Here is a 25,610-nt window from a genome sequence, read left to right as displayed (position 1 = left end):
GGTCAGTGGGGCCATCGAGCAGCCGGAAGATGGCTTTACGGGCCACGGTCAGATCGTCGACTAGTAGCGCTAGATGGTCGCCGTAGGCGTTCGCAAGGCGGCGGACCTCGTTCCAGAGCAGGGCGAGGATTTCCGGGGATGGGGTGTTCTCGGCGCGGGCGAGGAAGTAGAAGGCGTCTTCGGCGTCGACAGCTGACGCTGGCGTTGCGGCTTGGGGGCGGGCGCGGCCTTGCGGCGGTGGCGAGGCTCGCAGGGGCCGGGCGTGAGCCGCTCGCGTGGGCGGCACTGATGTCAGTGCGGGTAGCTGGTTCGGCGACTCTGCGGGCGGAGGTGCCAGAAGGTCCTCAATCGAATGATCGAATAGGCGTTCGAGGACAAGGCACGCGGCAGGGTAGGGCCTTCCCGTAAGGGTGCCGGACAGCCACCGTTTCGCCTGGCGGTCGCCGATCATCTGGCGGCGGCCGTCGGGGACGGTGAGGGACGCGGCTTCGTAATGGCGACGGAAGTCCTCAACACTCCAACGCCGTTCGCGGAGGAGCTGTGCGAGCAAGGTTCGGGGGCGGTCCCTGGTGGGGGCTGTCGTCATGGCGCTCCTCGTGGACTGCTCGCACAGCGTCGAGGGACGCCGGACCTAGTACGTGACGCCCCGATGTCTCATCGTCGGGCCGCCTGCCATTGATGTCACGACACGACGGCAAGAAGTCTCCAGATGACCTGTCAGGAAGTCACCGAGACGACACGGAGATGACCCGCAGAAAGTCACTGTGTCGACAGGAGTAACCACCAATAGTGATCGCCGTGCGGTTCTGGTCGGGCTTGGCCACGTGCCCTCGGCTGGAGCCGTGCGAGTGGAAGGTACGACGCCTTGCCGGCCGGCGTAAGAGAGGCGCCGTGTCTTCCTTGGCGGCCTCGGGTGGGGCTCCGTCAGGGCCACACACCCATCGCCCCGCTCGGGGCCGCGGCCTGCCTTGTCTCTATGGGCCTGTCGTCGGGAGGTGAAGCGGGGTGGACGGGTGGACGCGGGAGTGGGCGGCGGGGTTGGAGTTCGACGTACCCGTGTTCGGAAGGGAGCGGCTGCGCTGGTGCCGGGCGTCGGGGGCGGGCGTTGCAGCGGTGGAGGTTGCACCGTTGGCGTTCGCGACCGCGTCCGTCGGGGTGGGGGTGGCGCTGCGTCAGGCCGGTTGGTCGGGTGGTCCGGCGTTGCTGTTCCCGGTTCCGGAGTGGCAGGTGTTCCTGGCTGGGGTGCGAGGCGGGGAGTTCGACGATCTGACGGATTCGGGGAGGTCCGATGAATCGCAGCGACGAGCAGGAAGACGACGATGATGACCGGTGGTGGTGGGATGAGCACGACGGCTATCGGTGCGACGGCGGAGTGGCCGGTGACCGCTCGGGGGGTGGTCACTCCGTCGGGGGTGTGGGCACTGGTGGTGCCCGGGGTACGGGTAATCGCGCCGTTCGTCGACGTCGGCGACGTGCAGCGGTGTGCGCTCGACCTGAGGTTGCGGCCGGACGAGTACGTGGCGCTGCCGTTTACGGGGCTGGGTCGGATCGTCCTCCTGTGATAGTCCCGGTGCAGCGGTCGGGGTGCCGCTCGTGACCGCGGTGGCGGCAAGCACGGCGGACTGGGAGTTCGAGGCGGGAAGTCTTCCCGATCTGCGGGTGGGCTATCACGACGGTCTGATCGTCGGTCTACTCCCCGAACCCCTCGACCCGTCGTCTGACAGTCAGGACCTGCTTCTGTGCGACGTGATGGACGTGGCACCGGATGTGATGGTCGGGGCAAGCCTCGGGGTCGTGCAGCTCTCAACCGTCGGCCTGGTGATGGTGCACCTGCGCTACACGCCAGTGGTGCGCTCGCAGGTGGCGTGGGCGGTTGGCATTCGCTTACGGCGGCAACGGCTCCTTGCGGGCGCTGACCCTCGGGTGGTCGTCACCGGAGTACGTCCGTCGGCTGATCTGATGCCGCCCGGGGTTCGGCTCGTGACGTACTCAGTACTGCTGCGTGACCGTGACACGGCGTCGCTGATTGAGGTGTGGGAGGTCGAGTTTCCGTCCTGGATCGTTGCGGGAGAACCCCTTCCAAGCTAAAAGTGAAGGCGTCACCATGAATAAACTCATCGCCTGCCCGTTCGGTGAACGTTACCTACTTCTACGCCCGGACAGCGACCGGGGAATGCGACTATCTCGCGGATTCTACCGGGAGCTTGTACAGGCCGATACGCTCGATGGTCCGCCTCCGCTTTGGCTCATCGATGGCGCGCGGCGTTCCTGGAATCTGGACCTGTCCGGGACGTCCGTAAGAGAATCCGTTATCGTCCGGAAGGAAACCCCTCTCGGGATCGGGCGGGCCTCCTATGAACTGAACCTTGGTTGCAACTACGAGTGCGAACACTGCTATCTTGGACTGAAAGAGTTCTCGGGGCTGGACTGGGTTGACCGTGAGCGGCTCTTGTACATGATGCGGGATGCGGGAGTGGTGTGGCTCCAGCTGACCGGCGGCGAACCGATGATCGACCGGTTCTTTCCCGAGGTGTACGGGCTTGCGTACGACCTCGGGATGATGCTGGACATTCTGACGAACGGATCCCGGCTGGCGAATCCGAGAGTCCTGGAGCTTCTTACGGCGCGGCCTCCGCACCGGGTTACCGTGTCTGTTTACGGGGCGACCGAGGCGACGTACGACGGGCTCACCCGACGTCGGGGATCGTTCCGGGCGTTCTCGAAGGGCCTGCACGCTGCGAACGAAGCGGGCGTTCCGCTCGACCTAACGCTGATCATCACGCGGACGAACGCGCACGAGGAATCCGCGATGCAGGCGATGGCGGATCACCTCGGTGTGCCTGCGCGCCGGTTCGCGACGATCAGTCCGACCATCTACGGCGGGGCCGAGACGCTCGCTATGCAGGCGCCCGAGCATCTCACGCCGCGGTCGCCGTTCACCGGCTGCAACGCGGGTAAGACTTTCTTTCACGTAGATCCGCACGGTATGGCCTCCATCTGCAAGGTGGGGCGTGATCCGAACGTCTCCCTTCTGGCGGAAGGTCTCGATGGGCTCGCCCGGCTCTCGGGCATCGCTGACCAGCTCCTACGCAGGCAGGGCGGCTGCACCGGCTGCACCCTGACCGCACGCTGCGGAACCTGCATGGTGCTGGCCACCCAGTACCGCAAGGCAGACGCACCACTGATCAGTTACTGCCAGCACGGACGACCAAAGGAGAACATCGCATGAGCACAACCTTCGTGGAACTGACCGTGCCGCCGGCCGCGGACCTGGGCGGGGACGACCTCGTGGACTTCGAGGGTCTGGAGTTGGAGACGGCCGAGGCTCAGACCGGCTGCGGGGACAGCAACCCGTACCGGTAACCCTGTGAGACGGAGGGGCGCTTCGGGCATGGCCTTGCGGCGGAGCGCCCCTCCCGTCCCACGACAGCTAGGATTCCGTCGTGGTAACAACCCGAACCGAATTGACCAGTGAAGCGATAAGGATTATCGAAACGAAGAGCGGTCCGATCCTTAAAGCTGAAACTGTGAGCGGAGGATTCAACTCTGAGATAGCTGCCATCGTTCATACCAGCGAGAAATCGCTGTTCGTGAAGGGCCTCCGCGCGAATCACCGTCGGGTATGGACGCAGCAGGCCGAAGCAAGAATAAGCCCGTACCTTCAGGGTGTGGCTCCAGCGCTGCTGTGGCAGGAAGAATCAAGCGGATGGAACCTGTTGGCCTTCGAACACGTACAGGGTCGACATGCGGAGTACGGCGCCGGTTCCGATGATCTGCCCGTGATCGTGAGCTGCATGCGGCGGCTGCAACAGATCGACTGTCCGGACGTGCCGCTCAAGCAGGCCGAGGAGCGTCTGAGGAGTTACGTCGATGATCCTGCCGACGCAAGTCTGTTCGCTGGTCCTGCTCTCCTGCACACCGACTGGAATCGCAAGAATCTTTTGATCGAAACGGGCCGTGTGCATCTCGTGGATTGGGCCTGGGCGACCCGAGGCGCGGCATGGATCGATCCGGCCGGGTGGCTGGTGTGGCTCATGGCGGAGGGAGGACAGACAGCAAAGCAAGCCGAGGAATGGGCGGCACGGATCCCTTCATGGCAGACCGCCCCCACTGACGCGGTCAGGGCGTACGCGAACGCCAACGCCCGACTCTGGGCTGAGATCGCCAGCGCTGACCCAGATGAGTGGACATCGAGGATGGCGTCCGCGGCGGAAGACTGGGCGCATCACCGAAGAGGCGGCAGTAATCCGTAGTCCTGGATCAAAATTCCTTGGTGTATTGCCGAGGCGCTGGCCCTGTGAGCTGACGGCCCCGTGACCTTTCCCGTCCCTTCCTCCGGCGGATGTGGTCCGGGGCCGTCGTCTGTCACCGGCCTGGTCGGCGCGGTCGGAACGCATCGACCGGTGGGGGCGGCGCGTTGGGGGCGGGTGTTAGGGAGCGGTGGGTGCCTTCGGGGTGGTCGCTGGATCGGGGTGTCTGCGGCGGGATCTGTGCGTTGGCGTGTTTGAGGATCTCGGCGGCCAGTAGCACGGTGATCGCTCGTTCGGTCCTGCGGAGGAAGGATGGGCCGCTCATGGGCTGGGTGGGGTTGGTGCTGTAGGCGCGTGCGGCGGCCTCACGTCGTGTCTCGATGCCTCCGCGGGTGCGGGCTGGGCCCTCGTGGAGGTCGAGCAGATGGAACACGACGGTGGTCTCAGGGTCGCCCAGTGCGACAGCAGCAGCACGGGTGATCTCGTGAGCGGCGGTTAGGTGCTGTAGGCGTGCAATGTCGTCGTGCGGGGGTGGTGGGGTCCGGCCGGTGACGAGTCGGATGGTGTCGTCGGCCTCCGCGCTGTGGAGGAGGGATGCGGGGTGGCGGAAACCGGTGCGGTAGAGGCGTCGTAGCAGTACCACTAGGTGATCAACGGTGCTGGCGGTGCGTGGGGTCACGGTCGCGTCGGGTCCTGTCCGGGTGGTGTCTGGCTCCTGTCCGGGTTCCCGCATGCAATCGTCCTGCTACTGATCGTGTCAAGGTTTCGTCCTGGTTCGGTCAGGGTTCACACGAGTGGTCCGGGTTGCACCGATGATCACGTCTGGGTGTCGTCTGCCTTTCTGACCGGATATCGGTTCTTGTCGGTTCTGTTTTCGTCTGGGTCACCCATTTCAGGATGTTCCGTGTGGAGCTGATCGCTCCGTGGGGTTCTCCCGAAAGGCGGTGCGGGGTGGCTCGGTATGTGTATCGGCGGTCGTTGTGGTGGACGTTCTGGAAGATGTGCGCGGCGGTGGGCGCGCTGTATCTGGTGCTGGCGGCGATCGAGTGGGCGTTCGAGACCGCGCCGTACGTGGTGATCGGCGGCCTGGTCGTCGGGGTCCTCGTGCTGGTGGGGCGGGTGACCCGGTGAATCAGGAGACTCTGACGCGACGTCAGCGGGTGCTTTTCTGGGTGGCGCTGTTCGCGTTGAACGTCGGAATTGGTGTGGCGAGCTTCTTGACGGTGCTGGTGTGGACGGTGCTGGACCGGTCGGCGCCGGACTCCCCGGGGGTGTCGGTGACGGTGCCGGCGTCGGGTGATCGGCTGGGGGTGCAGTGGTGAGTGGGCCGGATGCGGCGGATCTGTGGGTGGAGCTGGATGGGGCGGTGCGGTACGGCGCGCGGGCTGCGGCGTTGACGGTCCACGCACCTGGGCTGGTCGATGTCCTCTACCCCGCGTCGCGGGACGGATCGGACCTGGTCACGCGGGCTCTGGCGGCCGAAGGGCTGTTGCGGCTGGCGTTGGCGGGGATGGCTGGTCGGGAGGGTCGCGCGGCGGTGGCGCTGCTCGGTCTGGCGGATGGTCTGGGAGGTGCACCGATGGGGGTGCGGCGGCGGCGTGCGGCGGCAGCCCTCGGGGTGACGCACTGGGCGTTGGCGAAACCGGCGCGGCGTGAGGGGCTGATGCTGGCAGTGGCGGTCGAGGTGCGCCGGGTGCTGCTCACCGTCGGATAGGACGCTTTCGCGGGCCCTTGGAAAGGGGTCGGGTGTAGGGATTCCCTGCATCCGGCCCCTTTTCTATGCGAGGAATCCGTCATGGTTGCACGCTGCCTGCTATGGGGTTCCTCGTCGGTTCCGTGTTCGGTCTCTCGGAATTCCTGAAAGTGGGCTGCACCGTTCCCCAGATTGTGGTGGATCGTCGGTTCTGGCGGCGGATCGTCCGCCGGTTCCGGATTCTGGAGGTTTCGCAATGCGGGTTATTCCGATTGACGTGTCGGCGTTCGCGCTGACGGTGGCGATGGGTCCGGCGGTGCCGGTGATGGAGCAGGGCGGAAAGAACCAGCGGGGCAACGCGGCCGGTGAGCCGCTGTTCCAGGTGCCGATTGCTTTCGGCACGCCCGACGGCACGGCGAGTGTGGTCAACGTGCGGGTGGCGGGTGCGGCTCCGACGGTGCAGGTCGGCGCGCCCGTGGTGATCACGGGTCTGGTCGGGCGGGTGTGGGAGATGAGCGGCCGTCACGGCATCTCCTACTCCGCGGTGTCGGTCCGGCCGGCGGGCGGGTCGGCGTCGAAGGGCTGAGCAGCTCCGAGGGCGGCGGTCTGACGCGGTGTCGGGCCGCCGCCCCTCCCGGTTTCTGGCTGATCGTTTGAAGGGTGGTGTGTGGTGCCGGTGTTGCAGGTGCGGGCGGGCAGGCTGCGGCCGGACAACTTCCGGTTGAGGTTGCGTCCGTCGGTCTGGGAGCTGGCGTTCAAGTACGGGGCGCGGACGCTGTGGGGGTGGCGCCGTGAGCTGGGGGCGCTGCTCGGGCTGGTGTGGCTGCACGGTCAGCTCACCGGCGCGTTCGGCGCGGACGGCGGCATGGTCGCGTTCGGTGTGCTCGCGCTGCTGGTCGTGGTCGTGCGTCCGGCGCGGGTCGCGGTGCTCGGCTGGCTGGGTGTGGGGCGGCTGCGGCGTCGGTGGGCGGCTGCGTGTCGGGCTGCGGGTCTGGAGATAGGCGGGCGTACCCCCGGGATGCGCCGGGTGCGGCGCACGGCGGCGGGGCGGATGTTCCGAGTCCATCTGCGTGCGGGTCAGGACGTGACCGATCTACAGCGGAACGCGTTGCGGTTGGCGGCGGCGCTCGGGGGCCGGGGTCTGCGGATCGCTCCGGATCTGGCGCATGCCGGGCGGGCGGATGTGGTCCTGGTCAGCAGGGAAGCGCTCGGCGGCCTGGTGCCCGCTGCCGACCTCGACGGCGGCGCGGGAGACCTGTCCGATCTGGATGCGGTGCTGGTGGGGCGGCGTGAGGACGGCGGCCCATGGCTGCTGCGGCTCCGCGGCTCGCATGTGCTGGTCGCGGGTGCGTCGGGGGCGGGGAAGGGGTCGGTGCTGTGGTCGATCGTCCGCGCGCTGGCACCGGCGATTCGCTCGGGGCTGGTGCAGATCTGGGCGGCTGATCCCAAGGGCGGCATGGAGCTGGGCTTTGGCGAGCCGCTGTTCCGTCACTTCGCCGTGGATATCGCGGGGATCGCGGATCTTCTTGAGGACGCGGTGGGCACGATGCAGCGGCGTACGGGCTGGCTGCGCGGCCGGTCTCGGCTGCACACCCCCACCCCGAAGCATCCGCTGATCGTGGTCATGGTCGATGAGATCGCCGCGTTGACGGCGTATGCGACCGACCGGGAGACCAAGCAGCGGATCTCCGCGGCGCTGTCGCTGCTGCTGTCCCAGGGCCGCGCGGTCGGTGTCGTGGTGATCGGCGCGGTGCAGGATCCGCGTAAGGATGTGCTCCCGTTCCGGGACCTGTTTCAGGTCCGGGTGGCGCTGCGGATGTCCGCGTCGGAAGCAAACCTGGTGCTGGGCGATGACGCCTACGCACGCGGCGCGTGGACCGACCGCATCCCCATGTCCTTGCCCGGGGTCGGGTTCGTGCTGGTGGATGGTGATCCCACGCCGGTGCGGGTGCGCGCGGCGTGGGTCGATGACCAGGACATTCACACGATGGCCGCGCAGTACGGGCAGGCACCGGAGTGGGCTGCCCCTGCCTGGGCGGCGCTGCCGCACAGCGCTCCGGTGCCGAAGCTGCCTCGCCTCGGCCCACCCGCGGCGGCACTGAGACCACCAACCCCACCGGTTCGGCCTGCCGCTGTGCCACCCCCGGCGGCGTCTCCTGCGGCCGGTAGGGGCTGGGTGCCGGACCGGCCCGCGCACGGCGTGGACAACGACCCCACGATTCCGCTGCGCGCCCTGCCGCTTCCCCTACCCCCGGCGTTGCCCCCGGTGCCTCCGCCGGCGGCAGACGACGGAAGTCCCGCCTCCGAGGCGCTATGGGAGCGCTTCGCGCGCCGTCACCGGCCTCCTGTCCAGAGCTAACCCCCCTCCTCTCCTCTCTTCGTCTCGTCGCATGGCCGTGACCGGCCTGGCGGGTCCGCCGGGTCGGTACTCGGCGTGCCCGAAAACAGGGACACGATCATGAGTGAGGCTTCCCCCGACGATCGGCCGATCGCGGGCGGCTGTTCCCGCCCCATCCGCCTCTCCGGCCATGTTGACCATGTTGATACGGCCACTGGGGAGGTCCGCCGGGCGTTCACCAGCTCGGATCAACCGGGCGGGGTGCTGCACGTGCGGTGCAACAACCGGCGGGCATCGGTATGCCCGGCCTGCTCTGCGGTGTACAAGCGCGACGCACGGCGGCTGGTCCTGGCGGGCCTGGCGGGCGGCAAGGGCGTGTCGGAGAGCGTGTCGGGGCACCCGGCCTGGTTCGTGACGCTGACGGCGCCGTCGTTCGGGCCGGTGCACTCTCGGCGCCAACAAGGCGGGAAAACCGGCCCGGTGCGGGCCTGTCACCCCCGGCGGGGACTGTGCCCGCATGGTCGGCCGGCGGGCTGCCATGAACGGCACCGCGAGGATGATTCCCGGCTCGGCGCGCCGATCTGCCCGGACTGCTACAGCTACGGCCGGACCGTGGTGTGGAACGCACTCGTCCCCCGGCTGTGGAAGGCCACCCGCGACGCCACGGAATCGGCGGTCGCTTCGGCGGCTGGGTTGACGGTGGCGGCGCTGCGGCGGACGGCACGGCTGTCGTTCGTCAAGGTCGCGGAGATGCAGGCACGCGGGGTGGTGCATCTGCATGTGGTGGTGCGGGTCGACGGGCCGGACGGTCCCGGTTCAGCTCCTCCGGGTTGGGCGGATGGTGATCTGGTCGCGGACGCGCTGCGGGGCGTGATCGGGTCGGTAGCGGTGCCGGCTCCCGACCCGGACGCGGGCACTCTCGACGCGGCGGCACCCGATGGCGGGTGGGCGGTGCGCTGGGGTGTGCAGGTCGATATCCGCCGGATCGCACTGGACGGACCCACCGACGTCGGCCGGGTCAGTAACTACTTGGCGAAGTACATCACCAAGTCCGCGGCCGGCGGTGCGTTGGATCATCCGGTGCGGTCACTGGCGGCGCTGGGCAGGCTGGTCCTGGCTCCGCATGTCCGCCGCCTGGTGGAGACCTGCTGGCGGCTCGGTCATCACGTGACGTTCGCGGCGGCGTTGGATGCGGCGCTCGGCCGGGACTCCGGTGATGTCCCGCGGCTGCTGCGCTGGGCGCACCAGTTCGGCTTCGGTGGCCACTGGCTCACCAAGTCTCGGGCGTACTCGACGACGTTCGGGGCGTTGCGGACGGTGCGGCGGGTGTGGTCGCGCACGCTGGGTGCGGTGATGTCGGGCCGGGTGCCGGTGGATGCGTTCGGCCGTCTGGACGGTGATCCGGACACGGTGGTCCTCGGGGCGTGGACCTATGCGGGTCGCGGGCTGCATCCCGGGGGTGGGGGTGATCCTCCCGGCGGGGCTCCGCTGCGGGTGGCTGGTGGCGGCGGGGGCACTTGGCAGGCCGAAAAATGAGTACCGGAGGTTCATTCCAGCCGGCGCTGTTCGATGGCTCTGGTGATGCCGGTACGGGCGCGGTGATGCCGGGTGGGCTGGTGGCGGGCCAGCAGGAGAGCACCGAAGGTTCTGAAGATCGTTGCTCTCGGATTGTGGCCCTGGCTGGATCCGGTGAGTGTGTGCGGGAGCCGACCCCAGTGCGGGTGGGTGGGCGGGCAGCCGATGGCTTGGTGGTGCCTGCCGGGCCTGGGGTGGACGCGGAGTTGGCAGCGTTGTTGGCGGTCCGGGCTCGGGAGATCGCGGCAGGGATCGTCCGGGAAGGGCTGACGGATGATCAGGTTACTGCGGTGCGGGATCTACTCGGCCCGATCCCCTCGCGGAATCGGGCCGGTCGTCGGGCTGCGGGTTAGGCGGGTGCGCGGCGGGCAATGATGATCGCGTCGGGGTCGAATCGGCGGCGGCCTGGCCCGGTCGGGTTGATGGCGACGGTGACCAACGCGCGGATGATCGCGCGGCGGCGTTGCAGGGACAGTGTCTGCCAGTGCGCGGCGATGTCCTCAACATCCAACAGGCCGTCAAACACGGTGGCGTGTGCCATGGCGGCCTGGCGGCGACGAAGCGTGGTCAGCTCGGTTGTGATCTCTTCCTGTTGAGCGCGACGCATGATCCGGATGACTTCGTTGTTGGGGTCGTCGTGCGCCATCTCCCGTCCCAACACGGCGGCGCGGGCCTGCATGACCTCGATCTTTTGAGCGATGCTCAGGACGTCGGCGGCGTCCGGCTGGTCTGCTTCGATCATCTCTTCGATGACACCGGGTGAGCTAAGGAGCGTGACCACGGTGTTTTCGACAAGCGCGTCAACCGGAGCTAGGGCGCGGCTCACCCCTCGGCATCCGCCGTCGGCTTTGGTCGGACACTGATACAGGTCCGGGTTCTTACGGTCGGCGGCACGTCCCTGCACGGCGGATCCGCACTTCCCGCACGTCGCGATCCCCGACAGGAGGTAGACGTGACGGGGCGACCATCCCGGCGGCTGGCCGTTTCCGCGTAGCCGGGAAACTAGCCGGACATGCGCGTCAACATCAATAATCGGCTCCCATACCGCTTTCCCGACAAGATCCCCATTGTGGTAACGCAACCCTGCTATTGACGGATTCGTGAGGATCTGCCGGACAACGCTTCCTGACCATTTTTGCGCGAACGCGGGCCGAACCCCCTTCTCGTTCAGGTATCGGGCGCACGTCCGTATTCCCCAATCCTGTTTCAGAACCTTGTCGGCAAGATCCCTGATCACATCGGCTTCGTCCGGGTTGATTATCCGACCCTTGCCGTAGCCGTAGCAGCGACCCCCGGGTGGCAGGCCAAGCTTTGCGCGCTGCGTGGCTTCGTCCCTGCTGCGCTCGGAGTTCACCTCGACTTCGTAGGTGTCCAGCTCGCCCAACAGGCCAGCAACGACCCGACCGGCTGATGTTGACAGGTCAAGATCCTGACCGTTCGTCGCGACGATCCGGATCCGGTGGTCCGCGCACTCCTGCATCTCGGTCGCACGCTCGATTCGGTTCCGCCACAACCGGCCCGTCATGTACGTGACGATCACCTCTGCGTCGTCCGCTCGGACGACGGACATCATCCGCTGATACTGCGGACGACGCTTCCCCTGCTTGCCCTTCGTCGCGGAGATGTCGTTGTCGACGAACGGCGCAAACGCAAGCCTCCACCTCGACTCCGCCGCGATCCTCCGCAACGCCAGAACGACCTGACGGGCGACCCCCTTCGCGTCCTGGTCCGGGTCGGAACTGATCCGTCCGTAGATCACAACAGCGACCGGGAACCTGATTGGATCGCGGCTCAGTAGCTCGGCCAGCAACGCGCGCTCGTCCTCGTCAAGGACGTCTTCCCACGACCCGACAACGCGGGCATCAGGGGTAGCTGTGGTCATACAAGAATTATGCAGTAAAGGAAGCCTCGACTACGGGCCGATCCCCGCGGCGGTGGCCCGGGAGATGGCCGCACGGCCTGGATCGACATGGCGGCGAATCCTCACCGACCCTCAGGGCACGCTCGTCGAGATCGCCGACCGGCGCTTCCCCACCGCGGCCCAGGCCCGGCACGTCCGCGCGCGGAACCGCAACTGTGTCTTTCCGGGTTGCGCACGTACGTCGCAACACGCGGACATCGACCACACGGTGGCGCATGCGACCGGCGGGCCGACGCTCACCCGGAATCTCGGGCCGACGTGCCGCAAGCATCACCGTATGAAGCACTCCGGCCGTTGGCGGTTGACACAGCCGGAGAAGGGAACGTTTGTCTGGACGGGTCCGTTTGGGGCGACACTCGTCACTCGCCCACATTCATACATCGAACCGCAACACAACTCCGGTACAACGGGAGAGGGTGGCGATGAACCGTCAGGCATGACCGTCTCGGGGTGGAAAATACCCCACGCCACACAGCCACCATTCTGACCCCCGCCACGCCCAGTTCCGGAACCGGAACCGGACTATGAGGTTCCACGGTCAGGTGCGGAGCACCCGGGTTGATCTCAACGGGCGGAGATTTCGGTGTTGGGGCGTCGAACTGCCTTCTATGGGCCAGAATGCTCAATGTGATTTTGCCGCCCCGACGCTGTCGCCGCCGGTATTGATGGGAACGGTCGGATCGATGCCCGCATCGTCGAACGCCGCCTGGATGCCGCCGGCGATCCGGCGGTGCCGGACGAGCATCTCGTCGAGATCAGGATGAACCGGCACTCCGTTCTCCACCACCAGCCTGCCGGCCACGATCGTGTGCCGGGCCGCTGTGGGCCCACAACGCAGCCAGGCGTCGATCGGATCGGAGAGTGCTCCCGCGTACGCGACCCCGTCCAACGGCCAGACGACGAGGTCGCCGACAGACCCGACGGAGAGCTCACCGATCTCACCGGTCCTGCCGAGACAGCCTGCGCCGCCCCGGGTGGCGATCTCCAGTGCGTCCCGGGCGGACATCGCCGCGGCGCCGTGTCGCAGCCGGCCCAACAGCATGGCGGTACGAGCCTCCAACCACAGCGAGGCGGAGTCGGCGGATGACGACCCGTCGCAGCCCAGGCCGACCGGGGCGCCGGCCGAGCGGAGCTCGGCCACGGGCGCGAGGCCGCCGCCGAGAATCATGTTGCTGCTCGGGCAGTGGGCCACCCCTGTGCCCCACCTGCCGAGCTGCTCGACCTCCTCGTCATTGGGGCAGATGCAGTGCGCGACCCACGCCCGGTCGCCGCCCCAGCCAACCTCCGCGAACTGGTCGATCGGACGCCGTCCGAACACCGCCAGGCAGTAGTCGTCCTCCTCAGGGTCCTCGGCGAGATGCGTGTGTAGCCGGACGTCCAAGGACTCGGCCAGTTCCGCGGTGGCCCGCATGAGTTCCGGACTGACGGAGAACGGCGAACAGGGGGCCAGGGCGATCCGCACCATCGCGCCGTGGGACGGGTCGTGATGCTGGGCCACAAGCCGGGCGGAGTCGGCGAGGATCTCATCCGCGTCCTGGACGACAGAGTCAGGAGGGAGCCCGCCGTCCTTGACCGAAAGCGACATCGAGCCGCGGGTCGGGTGGAACCGCATGCCGAGGGTCCGGGCTGCCGCGATCTCGGCGGAGATGAGATCGCCGCCACCGCGCGGGTGCACGTAGAGGTGGTCTGTTGATGTCGTGCAGCCGCCGAGTGCCAGTTCGGTCAGGCCCACGTAGGCCGAGGTGTGGACGGCCTCTTCGTCCAGCCGTGACCAGAGTGGATAGAGCGTGGTCAGCCAGGTGAAAAGGGTGCCGCCGAGTGCCGGAGCGAAGGAACGGGTGAGGTTCTGGTAGATGTGATGATGTGTGTTCACCAGGCCCGGCGTTATGAGACAGCCGTCGGCACGCAGGGTCCGGGTCGCGGTCGGGGGTGTCTCCGCCGGGCCGCCGAGGGAGCTGACGAGGCCGTCGGTGATTGCTACCCAGCCGCCTGGGATCTCTCGGCGGTCGGCATCGACCGTGGCGACAAGCTCCGCGCCGATCACCAGGAGATCGACAGGAAGATGATCCGGGCGTTGCCCCGCCGTTGCGTCGCCAGCCGCGGCCGTGCCGCTTGGCCTGGCTGGGCCGCCTGGGCTGCTGGTCACGGAGCCGGATGCGGTCATAGGCGCTGATTCTGCTGTTCCGGCGTTACACACGGATGACATGTGGGGCGGGTGGCGTGTTGGACGGGTCCGGCGTGCTTGAGGAGCGCGAGCGGCGGATCGTGGCGATCGACGACCCTGCCGATCCCCGGGTTGAGGACTATGTGGCGCTGACCGACGTGGCGCTGCGCCGGCGGCGTGAACCCGCGGAGGGGTTGTTCATCGCGGAGGGCGAGAGGGTGATCGACCGCGCGCTACGGGCGGGATACCGGCCGCGCTCGGTTCTGGTCTCGCCGGCGCGGCTGGGGGGAGTTCCGGAGCGTTTCTGGTCCACGCCGACGCACGGCGGGCACGGCGGGCACGGCGGGCACGGCGAGTGCGGCGGGCATCGCGAATCTGCCGGGGATGACGAGCACAACGGTCGCGAGCGGCCGGACCACCATGAGGCGCCGGTCTATGTTGCGGGGCCAGCCGTGCTTGCGCAGATCACCGGCTTTGAGGTGCACCGGGGTGCGCTGGCGTCGATGTGCCGTCGTCCGCTGCTCAACCCCGTGGAACTGCTCCGCGTCGCGAGGCGCGTGCTGGTCTGTGAGGACCTGGTCAGCCACACCAATCTCGGCGCGATCTTCCGGTCGGCGGCCGGGCTCGGCATGGACGCGGTCATGCTGAGCCCGCGGTGCGCGGATCCGCTCTACCGGCGCTCCGTGCGGGTGTCGATGGGCGAGGTCTTCGCGGTTCCCTACGCCCGGCTTGATCCGTGGCCGGGAGCGTTGTCCCTGCTCGGTGAGGCTGGGTTCGAGGTGCTCGCGCTGACGCCCGCGTCCGACGCTGACGAACTGGCGGTCGCAACGGCCGGTCCCGGTGATCGCGTCGCTCTGTTACTGGGGACGGAAGGCCAGGGCCTGACCAGCGAGGTCCTGGCCACGGCGACCCGGCGGGTTCGGATTCCGATGGCCCACGGCGTGGATTCGCTGAACGTGGCGGCGACGGCGGCAATCGCCTGTTATGTGTTGGGCGTCCGCCCGTGACGACCGCTCAGGCCGACGACGCCAGCCAGCTTCCCACCGGCCCGGGAAGATTCCTGACGGCCCAGAAGACGGCGATCAACGCAGGCAACAGCGGCAACAGGCGGGGCGGGAGGCTGGGAACCCGACGGCGCCATCCCGCGCATCGTGCCATCGCGATCAGCCAGCCGAGGGCGAGACCGGGCGCGGCGAGGACGAAGAACAGGTTGTGGTCGGCGGCGGCGATCGGATGGCCGTGCAGGAGCTGGTGCAGTCCGCGTAGAGTCCCGCAGCCTGGGCAGTCCCAGGTTGTGAGGGCCCGGAAGGGGCAGCTCGGATAGTGCCCCGGCTCGGCCGGGTCGACCAGGTAGACGCGGACGCACACGCCGACCGCCAACGCGCCCACGGCGCTGAACCCCGCCAGCCGCGCCCGAGGTGACCGGTTCAGGTGCGGCGCTAACGGCCTTCCGGGTCGGTACCGACGGCCGACCGTGAGGGCCGGTTCGGATCGAGCCGGTTCGGATCGAGCCGGGTTGGATGGGGCCTGCGCGGCGGGCCTTGGTGCGGACGGTGCTGGTGCGGACGGCGCCGGTGTGGAGGGCGCTGACGCGGAGCGCCTCGCTCTGATGGAGCGTGGCGCGCGGGTTCCCACCAGCCGAGCGTAGACGAGGGCACACTTCTCCGGCGCACCGTCGCCGGCCGTTGCGGCGGCCCCGTTGACGTCCGCGGAGGATGCTGGAGGCAGGCGGCGTCGGGAGTGGTCGGGAGTGGCAGCGGCAGCCGGGTGCGGCGGCGGAGCGGAGTGATGTGCATGGCACAGGCCGGCGATCGGGACGTGGCACGCGGGCGGGGGAGCGCCGGTCCGGTGCCGCCGTACGCGGCGCGGGCCGCGGGAGCGGACGATCCCGGCGCGGACGCCCCGGGATACTCCGGCCTGGCGACCTTCGCCGGTCTGCCCTGGATGCCGGGAATCGACGATCTTCGGGCGCGCCGGCCCGATGTCGCTGTGGTCGGGGCTCCGTTCGACATCGCGACCACGCACCGGCCGGGCGCGCGTTTCGGCCCGCGGGCGCTGCGCGCTCAGGCGTACAACCCTGGCACATATCATCTTGATCTTGGTATAGAGATCTTCGACTGGCTGGACGTCGTTGACGCGGGGGACGCGCACTGCCCGCACGGGCTGACCGAGGTCTCACATCGCAACATCCGGGCGAAGGTCGGCGACGTCGCGCGGCTCGGCGTCATCCCAGTGATCATCGGGGGGGACCACTCGATCACCTGGCCGGCGGCGAGCGGGGTCGCCGAGGCGGTGGGCTGGGGTGAGGTCGGCCTGCTGCACTTCGACGCCCACGCCGACACGGCCGACATCATCGACGGGAACCTGGCCTCGCACGGGACGCCCATGCGGCGGCTCATCGAGTCGGGGGCGGTGCGCGGGCGCAACTTCGTCCAGGTGGGGCTGCGCGGGTACTGGCCTCCGCCGGACGTGTTCGCGTGGATGCGCGAGCAGGGTATGCGCTGGCACCTGATGCACGAGATCTGGGAGCGGGGGAGCCGCGAGGTGGTCGCCGAGGCGATCGCGCAGGCGGTGGACGGCTGCCGCGCGCTCTACCTGTCGGTCGACATCGACGTCCTCGACCCGGGGTTCGCGCCTGGGACGGGCACCCCCGAGCCGGGCGGCATGAACCCGGCCGACCTGCTGCGGGCCGTGCGGCAGATCGCGCTGGACACGCCGATCGTCGCCGCGGACATCGTCGAGGTCTCGCCCCCGTACGACCACGCGGAGACGACGGTGAACAGCGCGCACCGGGTCGCGATGGAGATTTTCGCGGCGTTGGCGCATCGCCGCCGTAGCGCGGCCGGTGGGACGGCGGACCTTCCCTCGGGGCTCCCGGAGATGAAAGCTGGGTCTTGAACTCAGGCGGCTGTCGGTTCCTGGTGGAGTTCACCGGCCGTGCCTACCTGGAGGATCCGTCCGCCGCGCATCACGGCCAGGCGGTCGGACAGCGCCAGGGCCTCCTCCCGGTCGACGGTGGCGTGCAGCACGGTCACCCCGACCTGTCGTTGCAACGCCTTGAGCTCGTCGCGCAGGGCGCGGCGCAGCCGTTCGTCCTGGGAGCCGAGGGGGTCGTCCAGCAGCAGCACCCTGGGGCGCAGCACCAGCGCCCGGGCCAGCACGACCCGTTGCTGCTGCTCGGCGGAGAGCTGGGGCGGGCGGCGGCGGGCGTACTCCGACATCTGGACGACGGCGAGGGCGGAGCGGACCCGCGCCGAGGTCTCGGCCCGGCCCGGCATGGTGACGCCCCGCGCGTGCCGCAGGCCGAAGGCGACGTTCGCGGCGACGTCCAGGAAGGGGAACAGGGCGTAGCCGCCGAAGACCGCGCTGACGGGGCGGCGGTGGGCCGGCATGTCGGCGAGGTCCTCGCCGTCAAGACGAACATGCCCGGACGACGGTTCGTCGAGTCCCGAGATCAGCCGGAGGGCCGTGGTCTTGCCGCATCCGGACGGACCGAGAAGGCAGAAGTACTCGCCCGCCCGGACCGTCAGATCGACGCCGTCAACGGCAGCCACGTCCCCGAACCGTCGGCTCAGCCCGACCATTTCGATCTGTCCGCCCCGACGACCACTGTCCGCCATGCTCACCCCCAGATCTCCCGGCCCGCCGTGGTGCGTACCGGGCGGGAACGACAGTCTCACCCCGGCGCGGGATGCGACCGGCCGCCCCGTAATCCACGGGATGTCGAGCGCCTGCGGATGGAGTGCTGTTGGGCGGCAGGTGATTGATCGGGGGTGGCGCGGCGCGGGAACGTCCTCCGGGTAGCGAGCTTGGGAACATCCGGGCGGTATCGGCGTGTGAACGGACGTCCGGAACGTCGATGCGGTAACGCCCGGGCTCAGGAACGGGGATCGAGGTGGAGCGCGTCCTCTTCCGCGGTGCGTCGCCACGCCTCGTGGTCGGTCGGCGTGTGCGCGCGATGGGCGCCGTCGGTGCTCTCCACGACCTGATCGAGCCCCGAGTCGTCGAACTCGGAATCGCCGGATGGTCCATCGGGGTAGATATCGGGACCGTCTGCCGAGCCGGAGCCGTTCCTTTCGGCCTCGGCGTAGGGATCCGGGTCCGGGATCTCGGCGGCGAGCTGCCGGTCGAAGGACGAGGCGCGTTCTTCCCGCGGGGTGATCGGATTGCTGATCAGCCTACTCGGCCGGTCCGGTGGATCCCAGCTGTCGTCGAGGGGATCGAGTCCGGCGTCCGTGGATCCGAGGTCGTCGCTGTCGGTGATCTCGGCTCGTTCCAGCGGGCTGTTGCCGTCCATGGGATCGCGGACGTCCCGGTCGGGCTGTTCGGGGTCCGAGGCGGGCCATGTCATCGCTGCCTCCTGTTCCGGCGTGAACGGCCGAGTTGTTCCGTGAACGGCTGCTCCATGAACGGCGGAGCGTGGGTGGCCGGTCGCCACCCGCGCAGTCTCTGACCATGGCCCTTCCCGGGAGCGAGTGGGCTAACCGGGTCATCCGACGAGTAGCCCGGCCGGTCGCCCACCCCCGCTGACGGAAGCCGCGGCAATACCGTATAGCGTCCCCAAATGTGGCTACTGTTGCTGAGCGGATTCTCGGGCAGCTCGCGCGCATTCCCGACGGTCTGGACGACGGCAGTCTGGCCGCGGCGATCAGCGCCAATCGCGCAACGGTGAACCAGGTGTGCCGCCGGCTCGCTGCGCAGGGCCGGTTGGACCGATCGCCGGGTCCTGGCGGGCTGATCGTCAATCGTCTCGTGGACGTCCCCGAGAATGCCGCGACACCCGAGCGAACCGGCCCGCCCACACCCGCGCCGGAGCCCGCCCCGCCCCTCGATCCGCCGAACCCCGCGCCGGCCGCGGTCGCCGCCGCCGATCCGCCTGCCGAGCCCGAACCGGTCGCCGCGCTCGACCCAGTCGCCGAGCCTGAGCTGGTCGCTGAGCCCGAGCTGGTCGCTGAGCCCGAGCCGGTCATGGACGTCGCGGCACCGGCAGCCGTGACCGAGACGCCAGGCCCGGTGGCGGCCGTGGCGGAGCCCGACGTCGAGGTGCCGTCGACGGAGCCGCCTGTGGCCGAAGCTCCGCTGGCCGTGCCGCCGGTGACCGTGCCGCCGGTGACCGAAGCCGTGGTGCCGACGGCATCCGCGGAATTGGCGGAGCCAGTGGTCCCCGCGGAGCCGGCGCCGGCCGAAGCCTCAGCGGTCGACGCGGACGGGGCGGCCTCGAACGGGGCGGCCTCGAACGGGGCGGCCTTGAACGAGGCGGCCTCGGATGAAGCCGACGCTGTCGAGGTCCACGCTGCGCAGGTTGAGGCTGTTGAGGTCGAGACAGCCGCTGAAGAAGTCGGTGCTGTCGAGGCTCACGCTGCCGACGCCGACGCCGACGCCGAGGTCGAGGTCGAGGTCGCCGAGGTCGCGGTCGATGCTGCCGCCGAGGTGGAGGTCACAGGTCCGGCTGAAGTGGTCGCGGCGGTGGTGACCATACCGGTGATGATCGACGAGGTCGCGCCGGTTGTCGAGGTCACCGAGCCGGTGGTTGCCCGTCCCGTCGAGCTCGGAGCGCACGCGACCGGTCTCACCGCGGCCGACGGCGCGCCCGTCGCGAACGACGCGCCCGTCACAGGCCTGAACGGTGCCACCGACGTGATCGCGGCGGGCGCCGTGGCACGGGACGAGGATCCCGTCGCGGCGCTGGGTAAGGCGATGGCGGCGCTGGACGAGGCGGTCGCGGCGATCACCAGCGTGGCGGCGGCCGCGGTGCCGTCGCCACGCGTGGCCCAGACGGAGCCCGAGGTCCTCGCTTTCGCCACCCCGTCCACCGGAGACGCGCAGGCTTCATCGCCGCGGACTGATCGTTCGCGGCCTGACATGGCGGCGGGTCCTGGCCTTGCCGCCGGGGACGCGCCCGTGGACGACCGGTCCGCGCATGCCGTCCAGGAACCCGCCGCGGCCGATCCCGCGGAGGGGGAGAACCCGTCGTCCGGAGCGGATCCGGTGGCACAGGCCGGCCCGACCGCGCCCGCGGTTCGGCGAACGTGGTGGCGCCGGCTGTTCGTGCGCGGCACCGGATGACAAGCAGTTTGCTGCCGGTGGCGACATGTTCGCTGTCGGTAGCCTGACGCGCGGGGTCCGTGCGGAGCTCGTTGTGCGCGAGCGTCATCCACCAATCATGAGGAGTGCATGTTCATGCGAGCGAGATCGCTCGTCGCTGCCGTCGTGCTGTCGTCGTTGGCTCTTGTTGCCTGCGGTAGCCGCGCGAGTGATTCCGGTTCGTCCGACAACGCGCCGACCGGTGGCACGTCGACCAACACCGCATCCGACACCGGGGTGTCGCCGACCGAGATCAAGGTGGGTGTCATCGCGGGGCTGAGTAGCGGCCTCGGCCCTGACACGTTCTCCGCCTCGCTCTACGGCGCGACCGCCTACTTCGAGGCGCTCAACGCGCGCGGCGGGATCAACGGTCGCAAGATCGACGTGGTCGACTGCGACGACAAGGGCTCCGGCGACGGCAACGTCGCCTGCGTGCGCCAGCTGATCGACGACGACGAGGTGTTCGCGCTCGCCGGGGTGACGGCCTTCGACTACGCCGGCGCCCAGTACGTGAACTCGAAGGGTGTGCCGGACATCGGCGGCCAGCCGGTGTCCGCGGCGTACGACCAGTACCCGCACCTGTACTCGATCTACGGCAGCTACTACCCGCGGGACGGCCGCCGGCCGGGCTTCGACGGGACGCTGTACGCGGGCACCGAGAACTACCGCTGGTTCAAGGAGAAGCTCGGCGCCCGGGTGGCCGGTGTCGTCTACTACAACGTCGCCCCGTCACAGCGCTACGCGACCTCGATCGCCGACGGCCTGCGCGCCGAGGGTTACGAGGTCATCGAGGAGCAGATCAACCTCGGCGCGCCGAACTGGGACGCCGCCGTGCAGGACATGAAGCGGCGCGGCGCCCAGGTCGTCTTCGACGCGATGGACGACGGTGGCAACAGCCAGCTCTGCCAGGCGATGCAGCGCCAGGACCTGACCGTGCAGGCGAAGGTGACCACCGCGCAGGGCATGGCGGGCAACATCGCGCAGATCTACGCGAACTCGCCGCAGTGCCGGAACACCATCTTCGCGACCAGCACGTCGGCGACCTTCTCCGACGAGTCGATCCCCGCGGTCAAGGCGTTCCGGGACGCGGTGGCGGCGCACGTGCCGGCGGACCGCGTCGCGAAGATGAACCAGTGGATGCTCGAGGGCTACGCCTCGGCGCAGTGGCTGGGCGACGCGATGGAGTCCTGCGGGGCGGATCTGACCCGTGCGTGCGTCGAGAAGTTCATGAACCGCTCCGAGCCCTACGACGGTGACGGGCTGCTCATCCCGCGCGGCTTCAGCAAGCTGGCCCAGGCGCCGGCGGAGTCGAAGAACTGCGTGAACGTCGCCCGCTGGCAGGATTCGGCGAACGGCGGCAAGGGCGGTTGGGTCACCCAGAGCGGTGCCTTGAACAGCACCTGCTTCACGGTGCGCAACCTGCCGTACCCGGCGGCCTGACGCCGGCCGGGGCCGTCCGGAAGCACTCCGGACGGCCCCGGACCCGCACCCGGAGAGCCGGCAGAACCGGCAGGGTCGGCAGGGTCAGAAGAGGATCAGGCGCCGGCGGCGAGCAGTTCGCTCGCGCCGAGTTCCGCCGGTGTGCCGGCGAAGGTGACCTCACCACGGTGCAGCACGTACACCATGTCGGCGAGGGCGAGCGCCTCCTCGGTGTACTGGTCGGCCAGGATCACGGTCGTGCCGGCGTCGGCGACCGTGCCCAGCCAGGCGAACAGCTCGCTGGCGACCTTCGGGGACAGGCCGAGCGACAGCTCGTCCACCATGAGCACGGACGGGCGCGCCAGCAGGGCGCGGGCCAGCGCCAGCATCCGGCGCTCACCGCCCGACATCGATCCGGCCCGCTGGCCCAGCCGCTCCCGGAGCCGGGGGAAGGCATCCAGAGCGGGCGAGATGTCCGGGTTCCCGCTCGCCTCGGCGATGATCTGCAGGTTGTCGCGGACGGACAGCGTCGCGAACACGGCGCGCTCGTCCGGGACCAGCATCAGCCCGCGCCGCGCCCGGTTCACCGTGGTCATCTTCGTGATCTGCTCGTCGCGCCAGGAGAGCGTGCCGCTGCGCAGGGGGATGAGCCCGGCGATGACCCGCAGGGTCGTGCTCTTGCCCGCGCCGTTCGCGCCGAGCAGCGCCGTCACCGCGCCAGAGGGAATCGCCATGGTGATGCCGTGCAGCACCTCGATGGTCCGGTACCCGGCCCGTGCGTTCTCCAGCCTCAGCTCGACGGCCGGCAGCTCACCGTCAGCCGGCAGCTCACCCGCGTCGGCCTGCTGTCCGATGCCGGCGGACGGGCCGGACTGCGGGCCGCGCTGCGCGGGCGGGCCGGCGGGCTCGAACCGGCCGACGCCGCCGAGCTGCCCGTGTTGCCCGTACCGGTCGGGGTCGCTGTGGGAGGTCACCGGTTCTCCAGGAGGGCGCGGTAGTGGTGCGGCGGGCGGATCATCGCCCGGCCGAAGACATGGCCTGGGAGCCGGCCGCCGGCGAACCGGCCGCGGCGACGCCCGGCCCGAGGGAGGTCGTCGCCTGCGAGGTCAGCGGCCCCTGCGCCAGGTACACCGAGCGGACGGTCGGGTCGTCGCGGACCGTCTCCGGTGCGCCCTCGGCGACCACGCGGCCGCCGACCATCGCGTAGACCCGGTCGACGACGCGGAACACCAGGTCCACGTCGTGGTCGACGAGCAGGATCGCCACGCCGTCGTCGGCGATCCGGCGGACCAGCACCGACAGCTTCTCGGTCTCGGCGGCGTCGAGCCCGCTCGCCGGCTCGTCCAGCAGCAGCACGTCGGGACGGGCGCACAGCGCGCGGGCGAACTCGACGAGCCGCAGCGCGCCAGTGGGCAGCGTTCCGGCGACGGTCCCGCGGATGTCCTCGAGCCCGAGTGAGCCCAGGACCTCCTCGACGACCCCGAGCGTGTTCCCCCGGCCGCGTGAGCCCATCCCGAGCAGGCCGCCCGCGTAGTCGCGGCGCCGGTTCTCCGCGGCGACGAGCAGGTTGTCGGCGACGGTGAGGCTCGGGAACAGCGAGGGCACCTGGAAGGTCTGCACCAGGCCGCGCCGGGAGCGGGCGTCCGGGCGCATCTTGGTGATGTCGCGCCGGCCGAGGTGCACGCGGCCCTCGTCGGGCTGCTCGACGCCGGTGAGCAGGCTGAACAGGGTGGACTTGCCGGCGCCGTTCGGGCCGATGAGGCCGGTGACCTGGCCGCTGGGCACGTCCATGTCGACATGCTCGACGGCCGTCAGCCCGCCGTAGCGGCGGACCAGGCCACGGGCCCGCAGATCGTCGCGGCTCATGACGCGCCTCTCTCGACCGGGTATCCGGGCAGGTGCGGTCGGTGCCCGACCAGCTCCCGGCCGTCTGTGGAGTCGTCCGCCGCCGTGCGGGCGCTCGGCAGCGCGTCCAGGCTCAGCCCGGTGCGGGCGGCGTGTGCGGCGACCGCGCTCAGCAGCGCCGCGCCGAAGGCGGTCGGTGCCGGTGCTCCCGGCGGCAGCACGATCCGCAGCTCGCCGAGAGCCGCTCCGCCGCCGGCGCCCGGGACACCGGGCACGTGGCCCGCGGCGCCGCCCGCGGCGAGACGGGCGCTGGCATGGCGGGTGGGCTGCGGCGCGGGGACGAACTCGTCGGCCAGCGTGCGGGCGACCAGCGCGAAGCCGGCCCGGACCGCGGACGCGAGGCCGCCGGGCATCCAGCCCAGCGCCAGGGCGAGGATGCCGACCGCGAGGATCGACGAGCCGGCCGGGGCCAGCACGTCGATGGTGACGATGAACGCCGCCGCGATGATCGCCCCGGCGGCGCTGTCGGCACCGAAGACGATCACGGCGGTGAACCACAGCAGGCTCTGCAGCGGCGCGAAGTCGTCCGCCGCGAACGAGGAGGAGCTGAAGGTCAACAGCCCGCCGCCGAGGCCGGCCACGACCGAGGAGACGGTGAACGCGAGCAGTTTGAGGTTGCGGACGTCCACCCCGACCGCCGCGGCGCCCTCGGTGTGGTCGCGGACGGCGAGCAGGGCCCGGCCGAGCCGGCCGTGGTGCAGGTTGCGCACAACCAGCAGGCCGACGGCCAGGCAGACCAGCTCGAAGATGTAGAAGGCCTCGTCGGTCAGTTCGGAGCCGAAGAACGTCAGCGGGTCGACGTACAGTCCGGTCGCGAAGGTCGGCTGCTCGAAGACGAAGCGGCTCACGACCGCGCCGACCGCGAAGGTCGTCAGCGCGAGGGTCAGCCCGCGCCGACGGATCGCCGGCCATCCGGTGATCAGCCCGATCGGCGCGACCAGCAGCGCGCCCAGGAACATCGCCCACATGCCGGGGATCGCCGGGATGCCGAACAGATCGCCGTTGGCGAGCTTGAGGGTGAGCAGGGCGCCCAGGCCCGCGTAGCCGGCGACGCCGAGGGAGAGCTGGCCGCTGTAGCCGGTGAGGATCACCAGCGAGAGGAAGATCAGGGCCAGGGCGGGCACCATGAACGCCGAGCGCAGGTCGGCCGGGGCGAAGGTCAGCGGGGCCAGTAGCAGCGCGGCACCGCCGAGCTTGCCGAGGATGTCGCGCCGGGCCTCGTGCCGGCTGACCGGGCCGGCGGGGGGAGCGCCCCGGCTGGAGAAGCTCCCGGTCGAGCCGGAGTCGCCGTTGCCCAGCTCGCGCAGCTTGGGTACCACGAGCAGCAGCACCAGCAGCGCGAAGATGAACAGGTTGGACTGCAGAACGATGAGGATCTGGCCGGCGTCACCCTCGAGGGTGAACTGCTTGAGCTCGCTCTGCAGGACGGCGATGCCCAGCGCGGTCAGCACCGCCACCGGCATGCTCGACAGCCGGGCGGCCACGACGACGGCGAACGTCTCCAGGACGAGCAGGGTCAGCCCGTACGGGTTGAGCTGGAACCGGGGCGCCAGCAGGATGCCGGTGAGGCCGGCCATCGTGGTGCCCAGCGCCCACCCGGCCGCGGCGACCCGGTCGGCGGGCACGCCGGAGAGCTCGGCGAGCTGGCGGTCGTCGACGACGGCCCGGATCTGGCGGCCGAACTTCGTCTTCGCCGCGATGAGCCCGAGCACGATGCAGAACGCGACGACCATGGCCAGCTCGGCCAGGGCGTCGACGCCGATGCGGGTGTCACCGAAGATCGTGACCGACTCGTTCGGGAAGATGCTCGGCGCGTCGCTGCGGGAGCCCAGGCCCCAGATGCCGGCCGTCATGCCGAGCGTGAGGACCAGGACGCCGAGGCTTGCGACCAGCGACTCGGCGGCGGAGGCGCGTCGACGGGCGAGCGGGCGGAACACGAGCCGTTCGAGTAGAAGCCCGATGCCGGGGGAGAGGATGCCGAGGGCGATCACCGCGGCCAGCCAGATCGGCAGGTCCCACTCGACGACCATCTCGCGGAACACGTACGCGACCAGGGTCGCGATTCCGCCCTGCGCGAGGTTGAGAACGCCGTTGGTGCGGTAGGTGACCAGCAGCCCGATGCCGGAGAGGGCCGCGATGGCCCCGATGGAGATGCCGGCGAGAGCAAGATCGATACTGGTCATCCGGTCACCCCGGGAAGGGTGTCGACGGTGCCCATGGTGTCGGTGCCCATGGTTTCAGTGCCCATGGTGTCGCCCCGG

General features: G+C 69.7%; 25 protein-coding genes and 2 pseudogenes. 17 read left to right on the top strand and 10 right to left on the bottom strand.

All coding sequences use genetic code 11. The annotated features are described in order from the left end of the window. Positions 1 to 586, bottom strand: a pseudogene (locus tag AC559T_RS19055) (hypothetical protein); the annotation flags it as partial. Between the two features lie 419 nt (positions 587 to 1,005). On the opposite strand from AC559T_RS19055, the gene AC559T_RS19050 reads away from it, so the two are divergent. The 6 genes from AC559T_RS19050 to AC559T_RS19025 all read left to right on the top strand — a co-directional run bounded on the left by AC559T_RS19050 (position 1,006) and on the right by AC559T_RS19025 (position 4,253). Further along, complete coding sequence (locus tag AC559T_RS19050) at positions 1,006 to 1,323, top strand: DUF397 domain-containing protein (protein ID WP_498869605.1); 318 nt, start codon at positions 1,006 to 1,008, stop codon at positions 1,321 to 1,323. Between the two features lie 17 nt (positions 1,324 to 1,340). Further along, positions 1,341 to 1,562 (top strand): hypothetical protein, encoded by a 222-nt coding sequence (locus tag AC559T_RS19045; protein WP_498869604.1) that lies wholly within the window; start codon positions 1,341 to 1,343, stop codon positions 1,560 to 1,562. A gap of 31 nt (positions 1,563 to 1,593) precedes the next feature. Further along, entirely contained in the window at positions 1,594 to 2,088 is a 495-nt protein-coding gene (locus AC559T_RS19040) for a hypothetical protein (RefSeq protein WP_498869603.1), read from the top strand. 16 nt (positions 2,089 to 2,104) lie between these two features. Continuing rightward, a complete protein-coding gene (locus AC559T_RS19035; protein WP_498869602.1) occupies positions 2,105 to 3,229 on the top strand; it encodes a radical SAM protein in 1,125 nt (374 codons plus the stop codon). Further along, complete coding sequence (locus AC559T_RS19030; protein WP_498869601.1) at positions 3,226 to 3,363, top strand: hypothetical protein; 138 nt, start codon at positions 3,226 to 3,228, stop codon at positions 3,361 to 3,363. The genes AC559T_RS19035 and AC559T_RS19030 overlap by 4 nt, the downstream gene beginning before the upstream one ends. Positions 3,364 to 3,443: 80 nt before the next feature. Then, positions 3,444 to 4,253 (top strand): aminoglycoside phosphotransferase, encoded by an 810-nt coding sequence (locus tag AC559T_RS19025; protein ID WP_498869600.1) that lies wholly within the window; start codon positions 3,444 to 3,446, stop codon positions 4,251 to 4,253. A 112-nt stretch (positions 4,254 to 4,365) separates the two neighbouring features. On the opposite strand, the gene AC559T_RS19020 is transcribed toward AC559T_RS19025, so the two are convergent. Further along, positions 4,366 to 4,929: a hypothetical protein gene (locus AC559T_RS19020; protein ID WP_498869599.1), complete on the bottom strand. Its 564-nt coding sequence runs from the start codon at positions 4,927 to 4,929 to the stop codon at positions 4,366 to 4,368. Between the two features lie 272 nt (positions 4,930 to 5,201). On the opposite strand from AC559T_RS19020, the gene AC559T_RS19015 reads away from it, so the two are divergent. The 6 genes from AC559T_RS19015 (at position 5,202) to AC559T_RS18990 (ending at position 9,817) form a co-directional block, all read left to right on the top strand. Further along, positions 5,202 to 5,381 (top strand): hypothetical protein, encoded by a 180-nt coding sequence (locus AC559T_RS19015; protein WP_498869598.1) that lies wholly within the window; start codon positions 5,202 to 5,204, stop codon positions 5,379 to 5,381. Next, positions 5,378 to 5,572, top strand: coding sequence for a hypothetical protein (locus tag AC559T_RS19010; protein WP_498869597.1), 195 nt, complete (start codon positions 5,378 to 5,380; stop codon positions 5,570 to 5,572). Before AC559T_RS19015 ends, AC559T_RS19010 begins: the two co-directional genes overlap by 4 nt. Further along, the gene (locus AC559T_RS19005) at positions 5,569 to 5,964 is read left to right on the top strand and encodes a hypothetical protein (protein WP_498869596.1); all 396 of its coding nucleotides are present in this window, start codon (positions 5,569 to 5,571) and stop codon (positions 5,962 to 5,964) included. Before AC559T_RS19010 ends, AC559T_RS19005 begins: the two co-directional genes overlap by 4 nt. 235 nt (positions 5,965 to 6,199) lie before the next feature. After that, entirely contained in the window at positions 6,200 to 6,529 is a 330-nt protein-coding gene (locus tag AC559T_RS19000) for a hypothetical protein (RefSeq protein ID WP_498869595.1), read from the top strand. A gap of 84 nt (positions 6,530 to 6,613) precedes the next feature. Further along, on the top strand, positions 6,614 to 8,302 hold the full coding sequence (locus AC559T_RS18995; RefSeq protein WP_498869594.1) for an FtsK/SpoIIIE domain-containing protein: 1,689 nt from the start codon (positions 6,614 to 6,616) through the stop codon (positions 8,300 to 8,302). 99 nt (positions 8,303 to 8,401) lie between these two features. Continuing rightward, positions 8,402 to 9,817 carry a replication initiator gene (locus AC559T_RS18990; RefSeq protein ID WP_498869593.1) on the top strand — a complete coding sequence of 472 codons (1,416 nt, stop codon included), beginning with the start codon at positions 8,402 to 8,404 and terminating at the stop codon, positions 9,815 to 9,817. A gap of 388 nt (positions 9,818 to 10,205) precedes the next feature. On the opposite strand, the gene AC559T_RS18985 is transcribed toward AC559T_RS18990, so the two are convergent. Continuing rightward, on the bottom strand, positions 10,206 to 11,738 hold the full coding sequence (locus AC559T_RS18985; protein WP_498869592.1) for a recombinase family protein: 1,533 nt from the start codon (positions 11,736 to 11,738) through the stop codon (positions 10,206 to 10,208). A 31-nt stretch (positions 11,739 to 11,769) separates the two neighbouring features. Between AC559T_RS18985 and AC559T_RS18980 the strand changes: the two are divergent. Further along, positions 11,770 to 12,264: pseudogene (locus AC559T_RS18980) on the top strand (HNH endonuclease signature motif containing protein); the annotation flags it as partial. Between the two features lie 135 nt (positions 12,265 to 12,399). On the opposite strand, the gene AC559T_RS18975 reads toward AC559T_RS18980, so the two are convergent. Continuing rightward, a complete protein-coding gene (locus AC559T_RS18975) occupies positions 12,400 to 13,941 on the bottom strand; it encodes an 8-oxoguanine deaminase (protein WP_373693965.1) in 1,542 nt (513 codons plus the stop codon). A gap of 35 nt (positions 13,942 to 13,976) precedes the next feature. On the opposite strand from AC559T_RS18975, the gene AC559T_RS18970 reads away from it, so the two are divergent. Beyond that, complete coding sequence (locus tag AC559T_RS18970; RefSeq protein WP_498869591.1) at positions 13,977 to 14,948, top strand: TrmH family RNA methyltransferase; 972 nt, start codon at positions 13,977 to 13,979, stop codon at positions 14,946 to 14,948. A gap of 7 nt (positions 14,949 to 14,955) precedes the next feature. Here the strand turns inward: AC559T_RS18970 and AC559T_RS18965 are convergent, their stop codons facing one another. After that, positions 14,956 to 15,330, bottom strand: a complete 375-nt coding sequence (locus AC559T_RS18965) for a DUF2752 domain-containing protein (protein ID WP_071060410.1) — start codon at positions 15,328 to 15,330, stop codon at positions 14,956 to 14,958. 399 nt (positions 15,331 to 15,729) lie between these two features. Between AC559T_RS18965 and speB the strand changes: the two genes are divergently transcribed. Next, entirely contained in the window at positions 15,730 to 16,839 is a 1,110-nt protein-coding gene (gene speB / locus AC559T_RS18960; protein WP_498869590.1) for an agmatinase, read from the top strand. 2 nt (positions 16,840 to 16,841) lie between these two features. Here the strand turns inward: speB and AC559T_RS18955 are convergent, their stop codons facing one another. Both AC559T_RS18955 and AC559T_RS18950 read right to left on the bottom strand, forming a co-directional pair. Next, positions 16,842 to 17,495: an ABC transporter ATP-binding protein gene (locus AC559T_RS18955; RefSeq protein WP_368954306.1), complete on the bottom strand. Its 654-nt coding sequence runs from the start codon at positions 17,493 to 17,495 to the stop codon at positions 16,842 to 16,844. Between the two features lie 323 nt (positions 17,496 to 17,818). After that, entirely contained in the window at positions 17,819 to 18,292 is a 474-nt protein-coding gene (locus AC559T_RS18950) for a hypothetical protein (RefSeq protein ID WP_020463123.1), read from the bottom strand. A gap of 215 nt (positions 18,293 to 18,507) precedes the next feature. Between AC559T_RS18950 and AC559T_RS18945 the strand changes: the two genes are divergently transcribed. After that, a complete protein-coding gene (locus AC559T_RS18945) occupies positions 18,508 to 20,007 on the top strand; it encodes a hypothetical protein (protein ID WP_498869589.1) in 1,500 nt (499 codons plus the stop codon). 114 nt (positions 20,008 to 20,121) lie between these two features. Beyond that, entirely contained in the window at positions 20,122 to 21,465 is a 1,344-nt protein-coding gene (locus AC559T_RS18940; protein WP_112108467.1) for an ABC transporter substrate-binding protein, read from the top strand. Positions 21,466 to 21,560: 95 nt separating this feature from the next. On the opposite strand, the gene AC559T_RS18935 is transcribed toward AC559T_RS18940, so the two are convergent. The 3 genes from AC559T_RS18935 to AC559T_RS18925 are packed head-to-tail and all read right to left on the bottom strand — an operon-like array spanning position 21,561 to position 25,532. Beyond that, the gene (locus tag AC559T_RS18935) at positions 21,561 to 22,418 is read right to left on the bottom strand and encodes an ABC transporter ATP-binding protein (RefSeq protein ID WP_498869588.1); all 858 of its coding nucleotides are present in this window, start codon (positions 22,416 to 22,418) and stop codon (positions 21,561 to 21,563) included. Between the two features lie 40 nt (positions 22,419 to 22,458). Continuing rightward, complete coding sequence (locus AC559T_RS18930) at positions 22,459 to 23,310, bottom strand: ABC transporter ATP-binding protein (RefSeq protein ID WP_498869587.1); 852 nt, start codon at positions 23,308 to 23,310, stop codon at positions 22,459 to 22,461. After that, positions 23,307 to 25,532: an ABC transporter permease gene (locus AC559T_RS18925; protein WP_112108462.1), complete on the bottom strand. Its 2,226-nt coding sequence runs from the start codon at positions 25,530 to 25,532 to the stop codon at positions 23,307 to 23,309. Before AC559T_RS18925 ends, AC559T_RS18930 begins: the two co-directional genes overlap by 4 nt. Positions 25,533 to 25,610 lie beyond the last annotated feature (78 nt).

Source organism: Frankia sp. Hr75.2, assembly GCF_949319125.1.
GTDB lineage: Bacteria > Actinomycetota > Actinomycetes > Frankiales > Frankiaceae > Parafrankia > Parafrankia soli.
This window is presented reverse-complemented; position numbering and strand designations above follow the sequence as displayed.